This is a genomic window from Paraeggerthella hongkongensis (assembly GCF_003726035.1).
Lineage (GTDB): Bacteria > Actinomycetota > Coriobacteriia > Coriobacteriales > Eggerthellaceae > Paraeggerthella > Paraeggerthella hongkongensis.
The window spans coordinates 20,927-39,837 of record NZ_QICD01000007.1 but is presented as its reverse complement, the minus strand read 5'-3'; the positions used below and the strand labels follow the sequence as shown (position 1 = coordinate 39,837).

At 63.9% G+C, this 18,911-nt stretch carries 13 protein-coding genes; 11 read left to right on the top strand and 2 right to left on the bottom strand.

Annotated features, from left to right (window positions below; genetic code table 11):
- Nucleotides 1–60: 60 nt before the first annotated feature.
- The gene (gene ppk1, locus DMP08_RS05285; protein WP_420541188.1) at nt 61–2,685 is read right to left on the bottom strand and encodes a polyphosphate kinase 1; all 2,625 of its coding nucleotides are present in this window, start codon (nt 2,683–2,685) and stop codon (nt 61–63) included.
- Nucleotides 2,686–2,886: 201 nt separating this feature from the next.
- The gene (locus DMP08_RS05280; RefSeq protein WP_123191916.1) at nt 2,887–3,810 is read right to left on the bottom strand and encodes a Ppx/GppA phosphatase family protein; all 924 of its coding nucleotides are present in this window, start codon (nt 3,808–3,810) and stop codon (nt 2,887–2,889) included.
- A 230-nt stretch (nt 3,811–4,040) separates the two neighbouring features.
- Between DMP08_RS05280 and DMP08_RS05275 the strand changes: the two genes are divergently transcribed.
- From DMP08_RS05275 to DMP08_RS05225, 11 genes are all read left to right on the top strand, one after another.
- Nucleotides 4,041–5,783, top strand: a complete 1,743-nt coding sequence (locus DMP08_RS05275; RefSeq protein ID WP_123191915.1) for a polyphosphate--AMP phosphotransferase — start codon at nt 4,041–4,043, stop codon at nt 5,781–5,783.
- Nucleotides 5,784–6,140: 357 nt separating this feature from the next.
- Nucleotides 6,141–7,406 (top strand): class B sortase, encoded by a 1,266-nt coding sequence (gene srtB, locus DMP08_RS05270; protein ID WP_123191914.1) that lies wholly within the window; start codon nt 6,141–6,143, stop codon nt 7,404–7,406.
- Nucleotides 7,403–8,890, top strand: a complete 1,488-nt coding sequence (purF, locus tag DMP08_RS05265; protein ID WP_123191913.1) for an amidophosphoribosyltransferase — start codon at nt 7,403–7,405, stop codon at nt 8,888–8,890. Before srtB ends, purF begins: the two co-directional genes overlap by 4 nt.
- A 22-nt stretch (nt 8,891–8,912) precedes the next feature.
- Nucleotides 8,913–10,061, top strand: a complete 1,149-nt coding sequence (gene purM, locus DMP08_RS05260) for a phosphoribosylformylglycinamidine cyclo-ligase (protein WP_123191912.1) — start codon at nt 8,913–8,915, stop codon at nt 10,059–10,061.
- A gap of 10 nt (nt 10,062–10,071) precedes the next feature.
- Complete coding sequence (gene purN / locus DMP08_RS05255) at nt 10,072–10,683, top strand: phosphoribosylglycinamide formyltransferase (RefSeq protein WP_123191911.1); 612 nt, start codon at nt 10,072–10,074, stop codon at nt 10,681–10,683.
- The gene (locus tag DMP08_RS05250; RefSeq protein WP_123191910.1) at nt 10,680–11,669 is read left to right on the top strand and encodes an XdhC family protein; all 990 of its coding nucleotides are present in this window, start codon (nt 10,680–10,682) and stop codon (nt 11,667–11,669) included. Before purN ends, DMP08_RS05250 begins: the two co-directional genes overlap by 4 nt.
- A 107-nt stretch (nt 11,670–11,776) precedes the next feature.
- On the top strand, nt 11,777–13,345 hold the full coding sequence (gene purH, locus DMP08_RS05245) for a bifunctional phosphoribosylaminoimidazolecarboxamide formyltransferase/IMP cyclohydrolase (RefSeq protein WP_123191909.1): 1,569 nt from the start codon (nt 11,777–11,779) through the stop codon (nt 13,343–13,345).
- Nucleotides 13,346–13,933: 588 nt separating this feature from the next.
- A complete protein-coding gene (locus DMP08_RS05240; RefSeq protein ID WP_244596820.1) occupies nt 13,934–14,785 on the top strand; it encodes a J domain-containing protein in 852 nt (283 codons plus the stop codon).
- A gap of 123 nt (nt 14,786–14,908) precedes the next feature.
- A complete protein-coding gene (locus DMP08_RS05235) occupies nt 14,909–16,057 on the top strand; it encodes an ATP-grasp domain-containing protein (RefSeq protein WP_123191908.1) in 1,149 nt (382 codons plus the stop codon).
- 29 nt (nt 16,058–16,086) lie between these two features.
- Entirely contained in the window at nt 16,087–17,289 is a 1,203-nt protein-coding gene (locus tag DMP08_RS05230; protein ID WP_244596819.1) for a lysylphosphatidylglycerol synthase transmembrane domain-containing protein, read from the top strand.
- 141 nt (nt 17,290–17,430) lie between these two features.
- Nucleotides 17,431–18,909 (top strand): extracellular solute-binding protein, encoded by a 1,479-nt coding sequence (locus tag DMP08_RS05225; RefSeq protein ID WP_123191907.1) that lies wholly within the window; start codon nt 17,431–17,433, stop codon nt 18,907–18,909.
- The last annotated feature ends 2 nt before the right edge of the window (nt 18,910–18,911 follow it).

Here is an 18,911-nt window from a genome sequence, read left to right as displayed (position 1 = left end):
CATGGCGCGCGTTTCCAGCGGGTGAAAGTCCCTAACGCCGCGCTCGGCAGCGGGACGCGGTTACTTTCTCACGAACAGGCTGAGGAAGCGTACGAGCAGGCTCGGCTTCTTCTTGCCGGGCGCAGAAGCGGCTACGATCTCCTGATGCGAGGCCGACTCTCCGCCCTCGTTTGCGGGCGGCTCTATCGCATCCGCTTCCAGGGCTTCCGCCTCCATTGCTTCGTCGGCTGCGGCCGAGGCTGCCTCGACCTGCTCCTCGGCTTTGACCGCCCTCACCGCTTCGGCTGCCTGAGCTGCAGCGCGCGCCGCCGCCTCGGCAGCGAGTTCGGCGGCCTTGTTCGCGGCAGCCGCTATGACCTCGGCTTCCCGGGCCGATGCCTGCGCGTCGGGCATGGTAGGGGCTGCGGGGCGCTCGTCGCTTTCCGCAGGCGCGGCGGCTTGGCGGTTGAAGGCTGCGTCGGGCTCGGACTCGTCCCGCGCCGCCATCCTGCGTCGGGTCGCGTCGCGCGCCGCTTCGTTCTCGGCCGCTTCCAATCGGCGCTTCTGCGCCTGCTTGATGAAGAACTCCTGCGACTCGAACAGCGCGGTCTCGCCGTTGTCGCCCTGCTTGGCAAGCGATCCGAGCGCGGTGTAGCTTTTATCGGGCAGCAGTTCGCGCAGCTTCGCTGTGTCCGCCATGCTGACGTCCAGGTATCCCAGGATCTGCTCGCGCAGCTCTTTGTCCAGCACGGGCCATGCGATCTCGATGCGCTTGTCCATGTTGCGCGTCATGAGGTCGGCGCTCGACAGGTACAGTTTCATGTTGTCGCGCGACCCGAACCCGTAGATGCGGCTGTGCTCGAGCAGGCGTCCTACGATGGACACCACGCGCACGTTTTCGGTGAACCCCTCAAGCCCGGGCACGATGCACGAGATGCCGCGCACGAACAACGTGACCGGAACGCCTGCCTGCGATGCTTCGACCACCTTCTCGATTACGTCTTTGTCGGTGACGGAGTTGGTCTTGAAAAACAGACCGCACGGCTCGCCCGCGCGAGCGCGCTCCATTTCCCGGTCGATGCCGGCAAGGATCATCGGCTTGATCTGCAGCGGGGCAACCCACATGATGTCGTAGTTGTCCGACGTGTTCTCGAGCGCCATGTTGCGGAAGAACTCGGTGGCGTCGCGGCCGAACGTCTCATCGGAGGTGATGAACGCCAGGTCGGTGTAGAGCTTCGCCGTCTTCTCGTTGTAGTTGCCGGTACCCAGTTGGGTGATGTGCTGCAGGCCATGTTCGGTTTGACGGGTGATGCAGCAGATTTTCGAGTGCACCTTGAAGTCGCGGAATCCGTAGATCACCTTGCAGCCGGCCTGCTCGAAGCGTTGCGACCATTCGATGTTGTTGCTTTCGTCGAACCGCGCGCGCAGCTCGAACAGCGCTGTGACCTCCTTGCCGTTCTCGGCTGCCGCGATGAGCGCTTCTGCCAGATGGGACTGGCTTGCCAGGCGGTACAGCGTGATCTTGATGGAGATGACGCTCGGGTCGTTGGCGGCCTCGCGCAGAAGCTGCACGAACGCGTCCATCGTTTCGTACGGGTAGGACAGCAGCACTTCCTTTTCGGTTACCTGGTCGATGACCGGGCGGTTGCGGTCAAGGCACCCCGGCCACTGCGGCGTGAAGGGAACGTTCGTCATCTTGGCGCGCTCCTTCTCGGGCAGGCGGCCGCCCAGCCCCCAGGTGAAGCTCATATCCAGCGGTACCGAGGTGACGAACGCCTGATGGGATTTCAGCCCTAGGCGTTTGAGCAGCAGCTTTTCCAGCGTAGACGACAAGGGCCGTTCGCTTTCCAATCGCACCGGAGCAAGACGGGCGCGCTTCTTGAGGATGCGCTTCATGTGCTCGCGGTAATCCTCGTCGCTCTCGTCGGTTCCTTCGGTGGCGTCCAGGTCGGCGTTGCGCGTGACGCAGATGACGTTGGTGTGCTTGACGGCGTACATGCTGAAAATCTCGGATGCCACCATTTCGATGGCGTGCTCCAGCAAGATGAACTGCAGTCCGTCGCCTGGCAGCTCGATAACGCGCGCGCATTGCTTCGGCATGGGCACCAGCCCCAGCGTTACGCCTTCGGCTCCAAGGTTTTTCGCCTTGTCGGGTTTGGCCGCTTTGTCCGCGCCCTTCGCCTTCGCGGTTTTCTTGCCCAGGTTGATCTCCTCGTTCAGTCGCACCACGACGTACAAGGCTCCGTTTTCAAGGTGCGGAAACGGATGGCGCGTATTGATGATCTGCGGAGACAGAAACGGCAGAACGTTTTGCTGAACGTAGCGCGACAGGAACGCGCGCTGGTCGTCGGTCAGGTCTTCGGGGCGCAGGTGGCATACGCGGCGTTCGCGCAGCAGGCGGCGAACCTCCTCGAAGGTTCGTTCCTGAATGGGGTAGAGTTCGCGGCAGCGCGCGTAAATCGCGTCAAGCTGTTCGGCGGGCGTCATGTTCGACTTCGAGTCGATGATGTGCTTTTTCACCAGGGCCAAGTCGGTCAGGCTGCCCACGCGCACCATGAAGAACTCCTGAAGGTTGCTCCAGAAGATGGAGATGAAGTTCAGTCGCTCGAGCAGCGGCACCGTTTCGTCGGCTCCCTGGTCAAGCACGCGCTCGTTGAACGTAAGCCACGACAGCTCGCGGTTCTGCAGGTAGGGCGCCGCCTGCATGCGTTCGTCTGCAACGCCGTCTGCGGCGGATGCATGGGCGGCTGGCTCCTGGTGATCGGGAACGGCCGGGCTTGCTTTCGGATGGTCCGCACCCTGCTTGGAGGTGGTTTCGATCGACGGCTTCTTGCTTGCTTCCATGAGCTTCCCTTCCCGTACGTTCCGTCAACGCGCGCTGATGCGCGTGATGGCGAATCGGTTCCTTTAGAGCAGCATGCGTTCGATCAGGTATCCTTCGCGAACGCCGTATTTGCAGATTTCCAGGCGTTGCGCGCCGAAGGCGTCGAACAGCGCATGGAGAATGATGCAGCCCGGTACTAACGTATGCACGCGCTCGGCAGAGGCTTTGAGCGCGGCATGGGCAAATGCGTCGGGGTCGATACGGCACCACTTCAGTATCGCATGAATGTCGTCGCGCGTCATGGTTTTGGGCCGGGTTGCCGTGCCTGTGGCTTGTTGCAGCATCTTGGCGGCGGCGCGCGTGCTGCCGCCAATGCCGTACAGGGTGTCCGCTCGGTATATTTCAGGGTGCGGCAGCTTGTCCAGATGGTCGCGCAGCGCATGCTCGATGGCGCGCATCTCGGGGTCTGCGGGCAGGATGGCTCGCACGTAGCGCGCGAACGACGAGAGCGATCCTTGCCCCAAGCTGACGTTGTCGAAATCGCGGCCGTCTTCGATGCGCGTGAGCTCGGTCGAGCCGCCGCCGATGTCCACCAAGGTTCCGCAGGCGACCGCTCGATCGCAGGTGGCTCCGACGAACCCCAGGTGGGCCTCGTCTTGCGCGGAAAGCAGGGATATGGGCAGCCCGGTGCGCTCCTCGATCTCGGCTACGGCCTGGTTGCAGTTCGAGGCGTTTCGCAGCACGGCGGTGGCGAACACCTCGAGCTTTTTGCAATCGAAGTACCGCGAGCGCTTTGCGTGGCCTTTGAGCACGCTGACGGCCCGATCGATGCCCGCCTGGGTGAACGTGCCGTCCACAACGTAGGCGGAAAGGCCGGCCATCACCTTGTCGTTGATGAGGCTTTTGAAATCCTTGTTCGTGTACGTTTCCCGGCAGTTGTCCTTCGCTTCGTATATGACGAGGCGAATAGAGTTCGATCCGAGGTCAATTACTCCGTAGTTGGGCATGATGGCTTCTTCGTGGGTCGTTCGGCTGCTGCGGCAGGCGCCGTGCGAACGGCGTCTTGCGCACGTCGCCGCGCTGGTTGGTCATTGATTCCATTGTAGGCAAACCGTGGCTGGTCGCAAAGCGCGCTCGCGAACCCGGCACCAAGATTTTACCTTGAGTTGATGCGGTCGAACGGCCCGATTTCTCGCTGTGCTATGATGGGGTGCATCCCCGGAGAAAGGATGCGCGTATGCTGGAGACCGTCGATTTCTCGCTGGAAGCCCTGCCGAAAGACGAGTACAAACTGCGTCGCGACCAGCTTACGGATCGGCTCGTGGTGCTGCAGCAGCAAGCGCGCGCGCAAGGAGTCGGGCTGGTGGTCTTGTTCGAGGGTTGGGACGGGGCGGGCAAGGGCAGTCGCATCTCCGATCTCCTCTATCATCTGGATGCGCGCGCGACCAGCGTGCACGTCACGGAGAACCTCGACGTCAAGGCTGCACGGACCTTTGCGGGCGCGCTGTACGGCGTCACGGGATTCTACCCGATCATGCAGGAGTTCTGGCAATCGCTCGGCATGCGCGGCACCACCACGTTCTACGACCGCGGTTGGTACACCGCTGCGGTTCAGCACATGCTGTACGCCGAATACGGAAGCCTGACCATGGCCCAGGCTGAAAAGGCCAAGGGCGAGCGCAAGGCCGTGGCCGCCGCCATGGCCGAGGCGCGCGACGAGCGTCACATCAGCGCGCTGCGCCGCCACCTTACGTCGGCGGCCGACTTCGAACGCCAGCTGGTGGACGACGGCTATCTGGTGGTGAAGTTTTTCGTGCACGTGACCAAGGAAGCGCAGAGAAAGCGCCTGACGCGCTTGCACGACGATCCCGCTACGCGCTGGCGAGTCAGCGAGGAGAAGCTGGCGCGCATAGGAAACTACGAGGAGGCCTACCGCCTGTACGACAACCTGCTGGAAGGCAGCGACTTCGCGTACGCTCCCTGGCATCTGGTCAACGGGGAGGACAAGCGCCGCGCGAACCTGCAGATAGCCGAGACGCTCGTCAACGCGTTGAGCGGCGCGCTTGCCGCGCAGCCCAACGCCGAAGCTGCTGCGGCGGCAGCGAAGGCCCAGGCGAACTCCGCGGGCGCTTTGGAGGAGGCTCCTCTGTTCGGCCGCGCGCCGGAAGAGGAGGCCCGCATCTTGGCCGCCGCGCAGAAAGAAGCCGACGAAGCCCGCGCCCGCGCTCCTCGCGCCTCGCGTTTTCGCCAGGTGGACGATCCTCCCGCCCTCGATCAAGTAGACCATGGTCTCGCGCTGGATCTGACGGTCTACAAAGAGCAGCTCAAAGAGCAGCAGCGGCGTTTGAACAGGCTGGAAATGGAAATGTACCAGAAGCGCATCCCGCTCATGCTCATGTACGAAGGCTGGGATGCGGCGGGCAAGGGCGGCAATATCAAGCGCGTGGCCCAGGCGCTCGATGCGCGCGCCTACACTATATTCCCCAGTCCCGCCCCCACGAAGCCCGAGCTGCTGCACCCGCATCTGTGGCGGTACTGGACGCGCCTTCCGAAAGCGGGGCACGTGGGCATCTACGATCGCAGCTGGTACGGGCGCGTGCTGGTCGAGCGCGTGGAGGGGTTCGCATCGCCTTCTGAATGGGCTCGCGCGTACGACGAGATCAACGAGTTCGAGCAAGACCTTGTGCGCTGGGGCGCCATCCTGCTCAAGTTCTGGGTCGACGTGAGCCCCGAAGAGCAGCTGCGTCGGTTCCACGACAGGCAGAACGATCCGGCGAAGCAATGGAAGATCACCGATGAGGACTGGCGCAATCGCGACAAGCATCCGCAGTACCAGGCCGCAGTCGAGGATATGTTCCGGCTCACGTCGACGCCCTTCGCTCCGTGGATCGTCCTGGAAAGCGATGACAAGCGGTACGCGCGCGTGAAGGCGCTCAAAATTATCAACGACGCCCTGGAAGCTCGCTTGCGTGAAAACTGAGATCGCGTTACTATGATCGTTAGCCATTAACACCGACTGCGTGCTTTCGCGCGCTTGATTAAAGGGGAAGCCATGACTCTGTTTGGAATGACCGTGCCCATGGAGGCCATCTGGGTCGTCGTCGCGATCATCGTGCTCATCATCGTCGTCTTCATTGCGAAGGGATTCATCGACGAGATGAAGAAGTAGCTGCTGCGGGCGCTGGCCCGAAGTCGTGAAAATTGCGTTTTTGACTACATCGCGCCCTCGTATCGGGGGCGTTTTGCTTATTATGGTAACGGTCTGGCAGCAACGGGCGCGCCAAACGGTCGAGGACGAGACAACGCCCGTGGTTCGACGATCATCCGAAAGGCGAACATGACCGACTATCGACAGTATCCCGATCCCGAGCCGCGCGGCCGTCATGCTCGCGCGCGGGTTCAGCAGGAGGCCGGGAATCGACGTCCTGCAAACCCCGAGGATCGCAGGGCCGCCGCCGGCCCCGGCGCTCGAAGGGCTCCTGCGTCCCAGCAGCCCGGCCAGGGGCAGCCGGCGCCGCAGTACCAGGCGCCGCGCCAGCAGGCTCCCCGTCAACAGGCGCCGCGTCCGGCGCAGCCCTACGCGCAGCCGACGCAGCAGCAGGCCGCGTATCGGCCCCAACCTCAACCTTATCAGCAAGCCTATCGTCCCGTGCAGCCTCAGGCGGGGCAGCAGGCGTACCGTCCGGCACCGGCTTCGTACGGCTACGGCGGCATGGGCCCGTCCGGGCCGAACGGGCCGGGCGCGAACGGCCGCAAGAAGAAGGGCGGTCCGTGGCGCGTGGTCTTCTGGATCGCGCTCGTGGTGTTCGTGGTGTCTTTGGCCGCCCTCGGCGCCATCGGCTTCAGCTATTGGCAAGGCCAGCAAACGTACAACGAAGTGGCTCAGGATGGTTTCAAACCGCCTGCGGACGTCGAGGGAACGTCGCTTGCGGATTTCAAGGTTGATTGGGATGCGCTCAAGGCCATCAACCCCGATACCGTGGGCTGGATCTACGTGCCCGGCACGAACATCAACTACCCCATCGTGCACACGACCGACAACGAGAAGTACCTCACGCACGACTTCAAGGGTTCGGAGGGCTGGATCGCCACGTTCGGCGCCATTTTCCTGGCGGCCGAGAACGCGGGCGATTTCTCCGATGCGAACAACATCGTGTACGGCCACCACCTCAACGACGGATCCATGTTCGCCTCCATCGCGGGCATGGACGATCCTGCGGCGTTCAATGCCAGTCGCACCGCGTACATCCTCACGCCCCAGGGCAATCTCAAGCTGACCACGTTCTCGCTCGTGCATTGCGCCGCCGACGACCCGCTTGCGCAAACTGCGTTCGCCAGCGAAGAGGAGCGCACGGCTTACGTGCAGGACAAGATCGGCCGTTCGGTGGTGAGCGTTTCCGATCTGCCCGCAGCGGCCGATATGAAGCAGACGTTCGCGTTCGCCACGTGCGACAACCTGCCGTCCGACGGCCGCTGGGTACTGTTCAGCTACGTGGCCGAATCGACCATCGGCCCCGCGCCCGCCGATGCGGCCGAGGGCGGCCTGGCCGACCCCAACGCCGCCGAAGCCGTGGGCGACGCGTCGAAGGAGATCGCTTCATGAGCATGTCCGCATTCCCGGGCGAGCGCCCCGATCGCCTTGAGGAGGAGTGCGCCGTGTTCGGCGTGTTCGCTCCCGGCGAGGGCGAGGACGTCGCCCGCATGGCGTGCTTCGGCCTGCAGGCGCTTCAGCATCGCGGGCAGGAAAGCGCGGGCATTGCGGTGGGCGATGGCGAAACCGTTATGGTCGCCAAGGACTTGGGCCTGGTCACGCAGGTGTTCGACGAGGCGAGCCTGGCCGCGCTCGACGGATTCGTGGCCGTGGGGCACGCTCGGTACTCCACAAGCGGCGCGGCGGCGTCGTGGGAGGCCGCGCAGCCGCATATCTCGGCCATCGACGAAGTGCTGATCGCGCTTGCGCACAACGGCACGCTCGTGAACACGAACGCGCTGCGCGCGCGCCTGGTGGGCGAGGGCGTGCAATTCCGCGCCGGCACCGACAGCGAGGTGGCCGCGAAGGCCATCGGGCGCGTCACCCAGGAAACGCACCATCTGCGCAACGGCATCCGCTACGCGATGGAGCACCTGGAGGGCGCCTACGCCATGGTGCTCGCCAGCCCCGACTCGCTGTACGCGTTTCGCGATCCGAACGGCATACGCCCTTTGTGCATCGGCGAGCTGCCCGACGGCCGCGGTTGGGCGGTGTCGAGCGAGACGTGCGGGCTGGACATCGTGGGCGCAGCGTACCTGCGCGACGTGGAGCCGGGCGAGATCGTCCGTTTCAGCCGCGAGGGCATGCATTCCGAACAGGGCGTACCCGCGGGCAGGCGCGCATCGTGCATATTCGAGTACGTGTACTTCGCGCGACCGGACAGCGTCATCGACGGGCAAAGCGTGTACCAGGCGCGCCGCAACATGGGGCGCATCCTGGCGCAGGAGGCGCCCGTCGAGGCCGATCTGGTGCTGGGCGTGCCCGATTCGGGCGTGCCTTCCGCTATGGGCTTCTCGCAGCAAAGCGGCATCCCGTACTCGGACGGCATCGTGAAGAACCGCTACGTGGGCCGCACGTTCATCGAGCCGACCCAGGCCATGCGGCAGCTGGGCATTCGCTTGAAGCTGAACCCGCTGCCCTCGGTCATTCGCGGTCAGCGCCTGGTGGTCATCGACGACAGCATCGTGCGCGGCAACACCTCGAAGAAGCTGGTGGAGATGCTGCGGCAGGCGGGGGCTGCGGAGGTGCACCTGCGCATCGTGAGCCCCGAAGTGCTATGGCCGTGCTTCTACGGCATCGACACCGATACGCGCGATCAGCTGATCGCCGCGAACATGACGCTTGACGAGATGTGCTCTTGGATCGGGGCCGACTCGCTGGCGTTCATATCGCTGCAAGGTTTGCGCGATGCGTTGCCCGACGTGCGTGCGCGCGGTTTTTGCGAGGCGTGCTTCTCAGGGGAGTACCCCGTGAGCATCCCCGAGCCATTGACGAAAAAGAGCTTCATGACGAAGAGGGATTTCGCTGAAGCCTACGATAACGAGGCGTCCGCCTAAGGGACGGCAAGGAGGAACTGCTATGACCGAGAGAATCACCGTGAACGCGAGCCAGAACGAGGACGGCCCCCAGATGCCCAGCTGGATGGACGAGGATGCGGTCACGTACGCGCAGGCCGGCGTCGATACGGCGGAAGGCGCGCGCGCCGTGGAGGCCATCAAGGGCGTCGTGCACGACACGTACCGTCCCGAAGTGGTGGGCGACATCGGCGGTTTCGGCGGCCTGTTCTCCATTGCGGCGGCCAAGGACATGGTCGATCCGCTGCTGGTGAGCGGCACCGACGGCGTGGGCACGAAGCTCAAGGTGGCCCAGCTGGCCGGCAAGCACGACACCGTGGGCATCGACCTGGTGGCCATGTGCGCCAACGACATCCTTGCCACGGGCGCCGAGCCGTTGTTCTTCTTGGACTACGTGGCTATCGGCAAGCTGAACGCCGAGAACATGGCCGAGATCGTGGCCGGCATCGGCGAAGGCTGCAAGCAGGCCGGCTGCGCGCTCATCGGCGGCGAGATGGCCGAGCACCCCGGCGTCATGGATCCGGACGACTACGACCTGTCCGGCTTCTGCGTGGGCGTGGTGGACCGCGTGAAGATGCTCGATCCGGCGGCCGTGCGCGAAGACGACGTGCTGATCGGCCTGGCATCGAGCGGCCTGCACTCCAACGGCTACTCGCTGGCGCGCAAGGTGTGCGTGGAGGGCAAGACCCACTACGAGCTGCGCATCGAGCGCGAGGAGCTGGGCGGAGCAAGCCTGCAGGACGCGCTTTTGGCGCCGACGCGCATCTACGTGAAGCCCGTGCGCGCCGTGCTGGAGGCCTGCCCGAACGCGGTGCGCGCGCTTGCGCACATCACGGGCGGCGGCATCACCGAGAACCTGAACCGCGCGTTGCCGGAGAACGTGGACGCGCAGGTCGACCTGGGCACGTGGCCGGTGCCCCCCATCGCGAAGTTCGTGTGCGGGGCGGCGCATCTGGACGAGTCCGAGGCGCTCAAGACCTTCAACATGGGTCTGGGCCTGGTGTTGATCGTGGATCCGGAGCGCGCCGACGAGGTGGAGGCCGCGTTGGCCGAAGCCGGCGAGCAGACTTACCGCGTGGGCCGCATCGTGTCCGGCGCGGCCGGGGTCCGCTATGCGAACGACGGCGCGCTGTACGGCTACGAAGCGAATTAGGAGAACCTGCATGACCACGCCGCTCAATATTGGCGTGCTGCTGTCCGGCAGTGGCACGAACCTGCAAGCTATCATCGATGCCGTGCGCGACGGGTTGCCGGTGAACGTCGCGTGCGTGGTGTCGTCGCGTCCCGACGCGTACGGCATCGAGCGCGCGAAGGCCGCGGGCATCCCGACCGTCGTGCTCAACCGCGACGTGTACGCCGATCCGCTGGCCGCCGACGCCCGCATCGTGGACGAACTGCGTTCGGCCGGCGCGGAGTACGTGGTCATGGCCGGCTACATGCGCAAGGTCACGCCGGTCATGCTGGACGCGTTCCCGGACCGCGTGCTCAACCTGCATCCGGCGCTCCTGCCGTCGTTCAAGGGCGCGCACGCCATTCAAGACGCCTACGATGCCGGCGTGAAGGTGACGGGCGTGACCGTGCATTTCGCGAACGAGGACTACGACAAGGGCCCCATCGTGGCGCAGCGCGCGGTCGAGGTGCGCGAAGGCGACGCTCTGGAGGATCTGGAGGCGCGCATCCACGAGGTCGAGCACGTTGTCTATCCGGAGGTGCTGCGGCAGATCGCCGAGGGCCGCGTGACGGTGGGCGAGGACAGGAAGGTGCATATAGCATGATGAGGGATGTTCTCGCCGCGTTGGCGGCCGATCTGCGCGCGGGCCGCACGCCCGTTCTTTCCGCAGACGACTTTCCCTGCTTTTTGGCGGACGCCCTTGCGGGCAACCAGCATGTCGATCCGTCGTATGCGGACACGATCGCGCGCAGCTTGGGCGAAGCCGATGCCGTCGTGTTCGAGCGCGCCGTGCGCGCCATCGACGAGGGCGATCTTGCCTGGATAGGCTTCAAGGTGGTCTACGATGCAGAGCGGGCCCAGGCCAACACTGACAACGAGGTGACGAAGAAGTACGGCGACCAAGGCTCTGCCGACGGCGAGCCGCTCGTGTTCTTCTGCAACGATGCGAAGGAGATCGTGGCCGCGCGCCCGCATTCCGCGCGCGACGCGTTCCAAATGAAGGACGTCACGCGCGGGCCTTCGATGCACAACGAGCAGTTCGAAGGACTCACCTGGTTATCCGTTCCGCTGTTCGAGCAGGTGCGCGTGTGGCTGCTGGGCGCGTCGGACGCGGCCAGCGAAGTCGCGGCGCTGGCCGCGCACGTGGGCTTTCGCGTGACGGTGGTCGACTACGATCCCGCGTACGTGAGCGAAGCCCGCTTCCCGGATGCCGAGCGCATTGTCCTTCCCGGCGGCGGCTTCGATGCGCTGGACCAGCTGTCCTGCACGCCGGCGGACTACGTGTGCGTGCTCACGCGCGGCCATATGTTCGATCCCGAAGCCTGCGTGTGGGCGGCGAAGCACGGCGCGCATTACGTGGGCATGATGGGTTGCGCCGGCAAGAACGACCGCGTGCACGAGCTGGTTTTGGCGGCGGGCGCTACCGAGGACGACTGGGCGCGCGTCAAGCGTCCCATCGGCTTGAAGTTCGGGGCGAAGACGCCCGCCGAATTGGCGATAGCGATCGTCGGCGAGCTGGTGGACGTGCGCTACCGGCAGCGGTACAGTGAAGAAGCCCGTGCCAAGCATGAGAGCAGCTTGGGCAGGTAGATAGAGCGCCGGCGGCAATGCCGGTGCAGGGCAATAGGGCCCGCAGCGTCGAGTCGTTTCGTCGTTCGCAAGGCGGCGGAACCCAAAAGGAAAGGATGTAAGACCATATGAGCAATCCGAAGGTCAAGCGCGTTTTGATGTCCGTTACGGACAAGACGGGCGTCGTTGATTTCGCCCGCGTCCTCGTAGAGGAGTTCGGGGCGGAGGTCATCTCCACGGGCGGCACGGCCCGCGTCATCGCGGAGGCCGGCGTGCCGGTCACGCCGATCGACGACGTGACGCAGTTCCCGGAGATGATGGACGGACGCGTGAAGACGCTGCACCCGCGCGTGCACGGCGGTCTGCTTGCCAAGCGCGACAACGAGGCCCACATGGCCCAGGCGGCCGAGCATGGCATCCAGATGATCGACATGGTGGTCGTGAACCTGTACGCCTTCGAGAAGACGATGGCCGGCGGCGCCGACTTCGCAACCTGCATCGAGAACATCGACATCGGCGGCCCGTCCATGCTGCGTTCCGCCGCCAAGAACTTCGAGAGCGTGGCCGTGGTCACGCGCCCGGAAACCTACGAGGACGTCCTGGCCGAAATGCGCGCCAACGACGGCGCCACCACGTGCGACACGCGCGCAAAGCTGGCGCTCGACGTGTTCCGCACGACGGCCGCCTACGACGGCGCCATCGCCGCTTGGATGGGCGAGCAGCTCGAAGGCGACCAGAAGTACCCGGCCGCCCGCGCCCTCAACCTGACCAAGGTGCAGGATCTGCGCTACGGCGAGAACCCGCATCAGTCCGCCGCGTTCTACCGTCGCGACAGCTACGCCGGCGCCGAGCACAGCCTGGCCCACGCCAAGCAGCACCAGGGCAAGGAGCTTTCGTACAACAACTACCTGGACCTGGACGCCGCGTGGACGGCCGTGCGCGAGTTCGACGAGCCTGCGTGCGTCATCGTGAAGCACCTTACGCCGTGCGGCGTGTGCCAGGACGCCGACCTGGTGGCCGCGTACCAGCGCGCGCATGCGTGCGACCCGGTCAGCGCGTACGGCGGCGTCATGGCGTTCAACCGCCCGGTCACGTCCGACGTGGTGGTCGCCATCTTCGAGAACAAGCAGTTCGTCGAGGCCATCGTGGCGCCCGAGTTCGCGGGCGACGCGCTGGACATGTACAGCGCCAAGAAGAACGCGCGTCTTCTGTCCACGGGCGGCGTGAACAAGGCCGGCGGGGAAGTGGAGTACCGCTCCGTCGAGGGCGGCCTGCTCGTGCAGGATTCCGACGGCGTGCTGGAGGATCCGGCTGCGTTCACGGTTCCCACGAAGCGCCAGCCCACCGACGAGGAAATGGCCGAGCTGCTGTTCGCCTGGAACGTGTGCAAGTCGGTCAAGTCCAACGCCATCGCGCTTACCAAGAACCATGCCACGGTGGGCGTGGGCGGCGGCCAGCCCAACCGCGTTAACTCCGCGCGCATCGCCGTCGAGCAGGCGGGCGAGCAGGCGAAGGGCTCCGTGGCCGCGTCGGACGCGTTCTTCCCGTTCCGCGACGGCCTTGACGCTTTGGCCGAGGCCGGCGTGACGGCCATCATCGAGCCGGGCGGATCCATCCGCGACGACGAGGTGATCGCCGCTGCTGACGAGCACGGCATCGCGCTCGTGTTCACCGGCCATCGCCACTTCAGGCACTAGGCCCGCAGACGGCGCGATCGACTAAGGCTCGAAGCGCCGGACCATGCTCTTCCAAAAGCTGGAACCCGACAGACGGGTTCCAGCTTTTTTGCAGGAAGGGGTGGTGCATGGCGATCCTCCGCTCCGGCTGCGCGCCGGGTTCCCGAAGCGAGAGACGGTCGTTGCATTGCGGTTGCCGATCCGGGACGTGCGCTTGCTCGGTCTATCGGCCGTTCCTGACGGGCGCGGCGGATGAAGCGGCGGGTGCCTGCGATGCAAAAATCTTCCCGAAGGCTCGGTTTCTGCTGAAAAATTGCGTTTGCGAACGATTTCTTGAGGGTTAAATTATATAAGTAATAGAATCAATAATTAAAACACCAGGTCATAGAATTGTTACTTTGACTATCCTCGAAAAAGATCATTCGCAAACGCAATTTTTCAGCAGAAACCATAGATGCACGGCGATTTTTTCTAAACGGTCTGCGGGTCTGCGGGATCGACGCGCGAGGCGGCGGCGTCAGCTCCGGAGATTCGAAGGTCGATCCGTTCCCGGTTATGTTCCTTCCTTGTCGTAAAAGGAACATAGCCGCACCGGGGGCGTAACGCGCAATGAGCTTCGGTATAGTGGGCGGCATGAAGAAATCTCAAGCGCTGAACATACTGAACCTGAGCGAGGGGGCTACCGACGACGAGGTCAAAGCCTCGCATCGCAAACTGGTCATCGCCCATCATCCGGACAAATTTCCGCTTGATTCTGTCGAGCGCACCGAAGCGGAGGAGCTGACCAAGCAAATCAACGAAGCGCGCGACGTGCTGCTCAACCGCTCGTGGACGCCCGAGTTCGATCCGCGTCGCGACCCGCGCCCTTATGCAGGCAACCCGTATGCGCATCCTACGGCGAATCCGTACGGGTCGCCCCAGCAAGTCGAGTGGGACCCGTTTGCGGACTGGCCGTTCGGGCAGGGCCAGTCGCAAGGGCAGGGACGTACCGCCTACGTGTGGACTTCGTGGGACGGCACCCGCTCTGCCGGAGAAGGCGCGCCCGGCGGCGTGCCGTTCGACCCGTTCGACCCGTTCGCGCCCTTCAGAGCGTCGACTTCTCAGAAAACGCCGCAGCAGGTACGCGACGAGGCGCGCGAAGGCCTTAAGAAGGAAGGCGCCGTTGTTGCGGCGAAGGCGGCGGCTTTGGCGGTGCTGAGTTTGGCGGGGTCTCCTGCTACCGGGCTGTTCGTGTACGTGGTGGCGTCGTTCGTCTACGGGTTGTGGAAGCGTTTGGGAAGTTGTTTGATCGGCTTTTTCGTTCCCATCGCGCTGGTGCTGGCGCCGTTCGTGTTCATGATCGCGCCGCGGCAAGGTGCGGTGACGATAGGGCTGGGCCTTGCGTTTGCGGTTGCGGTTCTTTTCGACATCACGAACGCGCGCGACCTTGTGCGCGTCTATCGTGCCGCCGGTCGGGAGTAAGGCTGCCGGGTGCGGGCGCGCCCATGCTATACTACTTGTTTGTCGCCGCGCGACGTTCGCGCCGGCGGATGCGCGAAGCGCTTCGCATGCTTGAAGCGCACCGATGAAGGAGGATTCGAAGCAATGATAGTGCTTGACGAGCCGTATGCATCAGAACCGCTGCTTGCGTGGATGGAGTCTTCGCAGCATCCCGTGCTCGACAACGAATTCGCGCGCACGACGGCTGCGGGCCGTGCGTTGAACCTGGTGTCGGCAGACGAAGCCGTGCGCCGCATCGATGCAGGCGAGCGCGTGTACACCAATTCCGAAAACGCCCTGGCGTGGATCGTCGAGAACGCGCACAACGAAAGCCTGTCGCGCGCTATCGGGCTGTTCAAGGACAAAGCCGCCATGCGGCAGGTTCTGGCTGCCCTCGACCCTGATCTGTTCTTCAAAACCTGCTCGGTTGACGAGTTGTTCAAGCTGGATTTCTCGAAGCTGGAAGTGCCGTTCGTGTTGAAGCCGTCCGTCGGGTTCTGCAGCATGGGCGTGTACGCCATCCAAGATCGCGAAGACTGGGAGCGCGCGCTTGCCGACATTCAGCGCAACGCGTCCACCTGGCACGACATGTACCCCGAAAGCGTCATCGGGTCCGGATCGTTCATCTTGGAGGGCTACATCGAGGGGACCGAGTACGCGCTCGACGCGTACTTCGACGCCACCGGCGCGGCGCATATCCTTAACGTCTTGCGCCACGACTTCGTCTCCGCCGAGGACACGTCTGACCGCATGTACGTGACCAGTGCGCCTATCGTGCGCGAAACGTCCGCGCTGTTCACGCAATGGCTCGACCGCGTGAACGCGCTTGTGGGAGCGCGTAACTTCCCCGTGCACGTAGAGGTGCGCGTCCTCGACGGACACGTGTGTCCCATCGAGTTCAACCCGCTTCGTTTCGCGGGTTTGGGCGGCACCGACGTCAGCTGGCACGGCTACGGGTATCGCACGTACGAGGCGTTCCTGGAAGATGAGCGCCCTGATTTCGATCGCGCGTTCGAGGGCAAGGGCGACAAAGTGTACACGATGTCGCTGCTCAATCCGCCGGCCGACGCTACAGGGGACGAGCGGTTCGACTACGATGCGTTCCTCAGCCGTTTCTCCCATGTGCTCGAGATGCGGCCGTTCGACGTTCGGCGCGTGGGCAATTACGGCTTCCTGTTCTTGGAAACGGATGCGGAATCGGCCAACGAGCTCGACTTCCTCATGCACTCCGACCTCAAGGAATTCCTCCGCTAGGCGGAGGCGTTCGGGGCGCGGGCAAGGCTGTGAAGCTCAACATCAGAAACCTGCTCATCGGGCTTGTTATCGTCATCGTGCTTGCGGTGGTGCTTTTGCGCGGCGATCAGCTGGTCGAGCTGGTGGAAACCATCAAGAAGGGCGCGGCCATCCCGTTGATCGCTGCGCTGTGCACCCAGCTGGGCAAGTACTTCGCGCAGAGCTTCGCGTATTCGTATGCGTTCGAAGCGGTTGACGAGCGCATGGATCCGCGCTCGACGCTGCCTTTGGTGTTCGGGACGTTTTTCATGAACACGATCGCGCCGTCGCTCAACCTGGCCGGCACTACGCTGGTGGTGGACGATGCGCGCCAGCGCGGCATTGCCCCGGGCAAGGCAACCAGCGCGGCGCTGCTCATGCAGATCACCATCGATTCGGGATTCGCCACCATCATGCTGATAGGCTTCGCCATATTGGCCGCCACGGTGGGCTTGTCGCCCCTGTGGTTTCTGCTCGGGCTGCTTGTCATCGCGCTGGTGGGAGCAATGATCACCATCTTGGTGCTGGGTCGCAAGCGTCCGGCGCTCGTGCTGCGCGTGCTGCGGCCCATCGAACGGTTGGTCAACCGCATTCTCGCCCGTTTCAAGAAAGGGCCCCTCGACCCGTGGGTGGAACGTACGGTATGCTCGTTTTCCGATGCGGCGGGCCTTATCGCGCACAATCCCAAGACCACGGCGAAGTCCTTCGGGTGCTCCATTGCCGCGAGCGCGTGCGAGCTCGCCTGCTTCAGCTTGGTGGGCGTTGGATTCGGCGTAACGGTTCCCGAAGCGCTCATCTGCGGCTACGTGGTGGCAACGTTGTTCGCCATGATCTCGATCACGCCGCAGGGCGTAGGCGTGGTGGAAGCTGCCGTGGTGGTGGCGTTCACGTCCTTCGGGGCGACTGCGGCGGCGGGTCTGTCCATTGCGCTTGTCTATCGCGGCATCGTGTTCTGGATGCCGTTTCTTATCGGCGCGATACTCATTCAAACAACCAAGACGTTCAAGCGCGATGCCAAGCAGATGCTGAACGATCCGGATGCTGCCGGCCGCTTGTCGGGGGTGTCGGCAGTGGCGCGGCACCTTGACGAGCAGCGGACTCCCTTGGACGTCGATCAGCCGTTGCGCGATCGTGGCGACGAGCAGGCGGCCGTTCCCCGTTCTTCGGCGGCTCCGCGCGATACGAAGCCTCCGAAAGCGCCGCGGGACTCGTAAGATCCTGCCGTCAACCCAAGGCTTCCTGCCGTCTCGGCGCGTTCGCAAGTTCGTCGGCAGCAGCCCCGCTTCATGACTTAGAATGTTCTGAAACGTACGTATAGGCGCGGGGCGGTTGTGCGCGACGCAGAGGGGGAGCGGATGGGTGCGAAAAAGACGCTGCGGCAGGCTGTTGCGCTTGCTCTTGCGGGGATGCTGGCCTTGGCGGGCTGCTCAAGCTTGGGCGCGGCTGCGTCGGGCAAAGACGCTTCTTCGCTGCTCGATCCCGCCGACCCCGTGCAAATCGAGCTGTGGACGTACTACAACGGAACCCAGCAGCAGGCGTTCGAATCGCTTGTCGATGAGTTCAACGCGACTCGGGGCAAAAGCGTAGGCGTGGTGGTTACCGGTTCCAGCCAAGGCGGCGTAAACGATTTGGCCGCAGCGGTGACCGGGTCGGCGCAGGGACTTGTGGGATATGCCGATATGCCCGACGCGTTCCTTTCGTATCCGGATACGGCTTCGCTTGTCGACAGCTTCGGGCGCGTGGCCGATCTTTCCGGATACCTGACCGACGAGCAGAAGGATCAGTACGTCGAGGCGTTTTTGGCTGAAGGGGATCTAGACGGCACGGGTTCTTTGAAAGTGTTCCCCGTGGCGAAATCAACCGAGACGTTTCAGATGAACCTGACCGATTGGCGGGTGTTCGCCGATGCAACGGGCAGCACGCTCGATGAGCTTGCCACCGTCGAGGGGATCGTGGCGGTGTCGCAGCGCTATTACGAATGGACCGATGCGCAAACCCCGGACGTGCCGAACGACGGACGCGCGTTCTTTGGACGGGATGCATTGACGAATTACCTAGTCACCGGTGCGAAGCAGTTAGGCCACGAAGTGTTTTCCGTTCGTGACGGACGCATCGAGCTCGATCTTGATCGCGCTACGATGAAGACGTTGTGGGACAACTATTACGTACCCATGGTGCAGGGCTGGTTCTCTTCCGAAGGCAAGTTCCGCTCGGACGCCGTCAAGACCGGCGACCTGCTCAGCTACGTGGGATCGTCCTCGTCGGTCGTGTATTTTCCGCAGACCGTGACGGTTGACGATCGGACCAGCTATCCTATCGAGGTGATAGCTTTGCCTGCTCCCACGTTCGAAAACGGCGTTCCGTGCGCCCCTCAGCAGGGTGCGGGCTTTGTGGTGACGAAGGCCGACGAGCGTACAGAGTGCGCGTGCGTCGAGTTTCTTACCTGGTTCACGGCCAAGGAGCAGAATGCCGAGTTCGCGGTGGAGGCAGGGTACCTGCCCGTGACCAAAGAGGCGATCGAGCCGGAATTCTTGAAAGAGGTTGCCCTGTCGCTGGGGAATTCTTCCCGCAATTACGCTGAGACCCTGCCCGCTGCGCTCGAGACCATGGATGCGGGGCTGTACCGGACGTTTCCGGCTCCGAAGGGCAGCGAGGCTCGTTCGGTGTTGGGCAAGTCGCTGTTCGACCGGGCGGTGCGGGATCAGGCTGCCGTGCGCGCTCAGATCGAGGCGGGCGCCGATCCCGCCGAGGCTGTCGCCGCGTTTTTGGACGAATCGGTTTTCGACGCTTGGTTGACTGATTTGAAGATGCAGTTGGAAGCCGTCGTGGCATAGTT

Excerpts from the sequence above, each read along its gene's own strand:
- ppk1 (WP_420541188.1), bottom strand. The coding sequence starts at position 2,685 with ATGCAGGCGGCGCCCTACCTGCAGAACCGCGAGCTGTCGTGGCTTACG.
- purN (WP_123191911.1), top strand. The coding sequence starts at position 10,072 with ATGACCACGCCGCTCAATATTGGCGTGCTGCTGTCCGGCAGTGGCACG.
- purH (WP_123191909.1), top strand. The coding sequence starts at position 11,777 with ATGAGCAATCCGAAGGTCAAGCGCGTTTTGATGTCCGTTACGGACAAG.
- DMP08_RS05275 (WP_123191915.1), top strand. The coding sequence starts at position 4,041 with ATGCTGGAGACCGTCGATTTCTCGCTGGAAGCCCTGCCGAAAGACGAG.
- DMP08_RS05250 (WP_123191910.1), top strand. The coding sequence starts at position 10,680 with ATGATGAGGGATGTTCTCGCCGCGTTGGCGGCCGATCTGCGCGCGGGC.
- DMP08_RS05280 (WP_123191916.1), bottom strand. The coding sequence starts at position 3,810 with ATGCCCAACTACGGAGTAATTGACCTCGGATCGAACTCTATTCGCCTC.
- srtB (WP_123191914.1), top strand. The coding sequence starts at position 6,141 with ATGACCGACTATCGACAGTATCCCGATCCCGAGCCGCGCGGCCGTCAT.
- DMP08_RS05225 (WP_123191907.1), top strand. The coding sequence starts at position 17,431 with ATGGGTGCGAAAAAGACGCTGCGGCAGGCTGTTGCGCTTGCTCTTGCG.
- DMP08_RS05235 (WP_123191908.1), top strand. The coding sequence starts at position 14,909 with ATGATAGTGCTTGACGAGCCGTATGCATCAGAACCGCTGCTTGCGTGG.
- purM (WP_123191912.1), top strand. The coding sequence starts at position 8,913 with ATGACCGAGAGAATCACCGTGAACGCGAGCCAGAACGAGGACGGCCCC.
- DMP08_RS05240 (WP_244596820.1), top strand. The coding sequence starts at position 13,934 with ATGAGCTTCGGTATAGTGGGCGGCATGAAGAAATCTCAAGCGCTGAAC.
- purF (WP_123191913.1), top strand. The coding sequence starts at position 7,403 with ATGAGCATGTCCGCATTCCCGGGCGAGCGCCCCGATCGCCTTGAGGAG.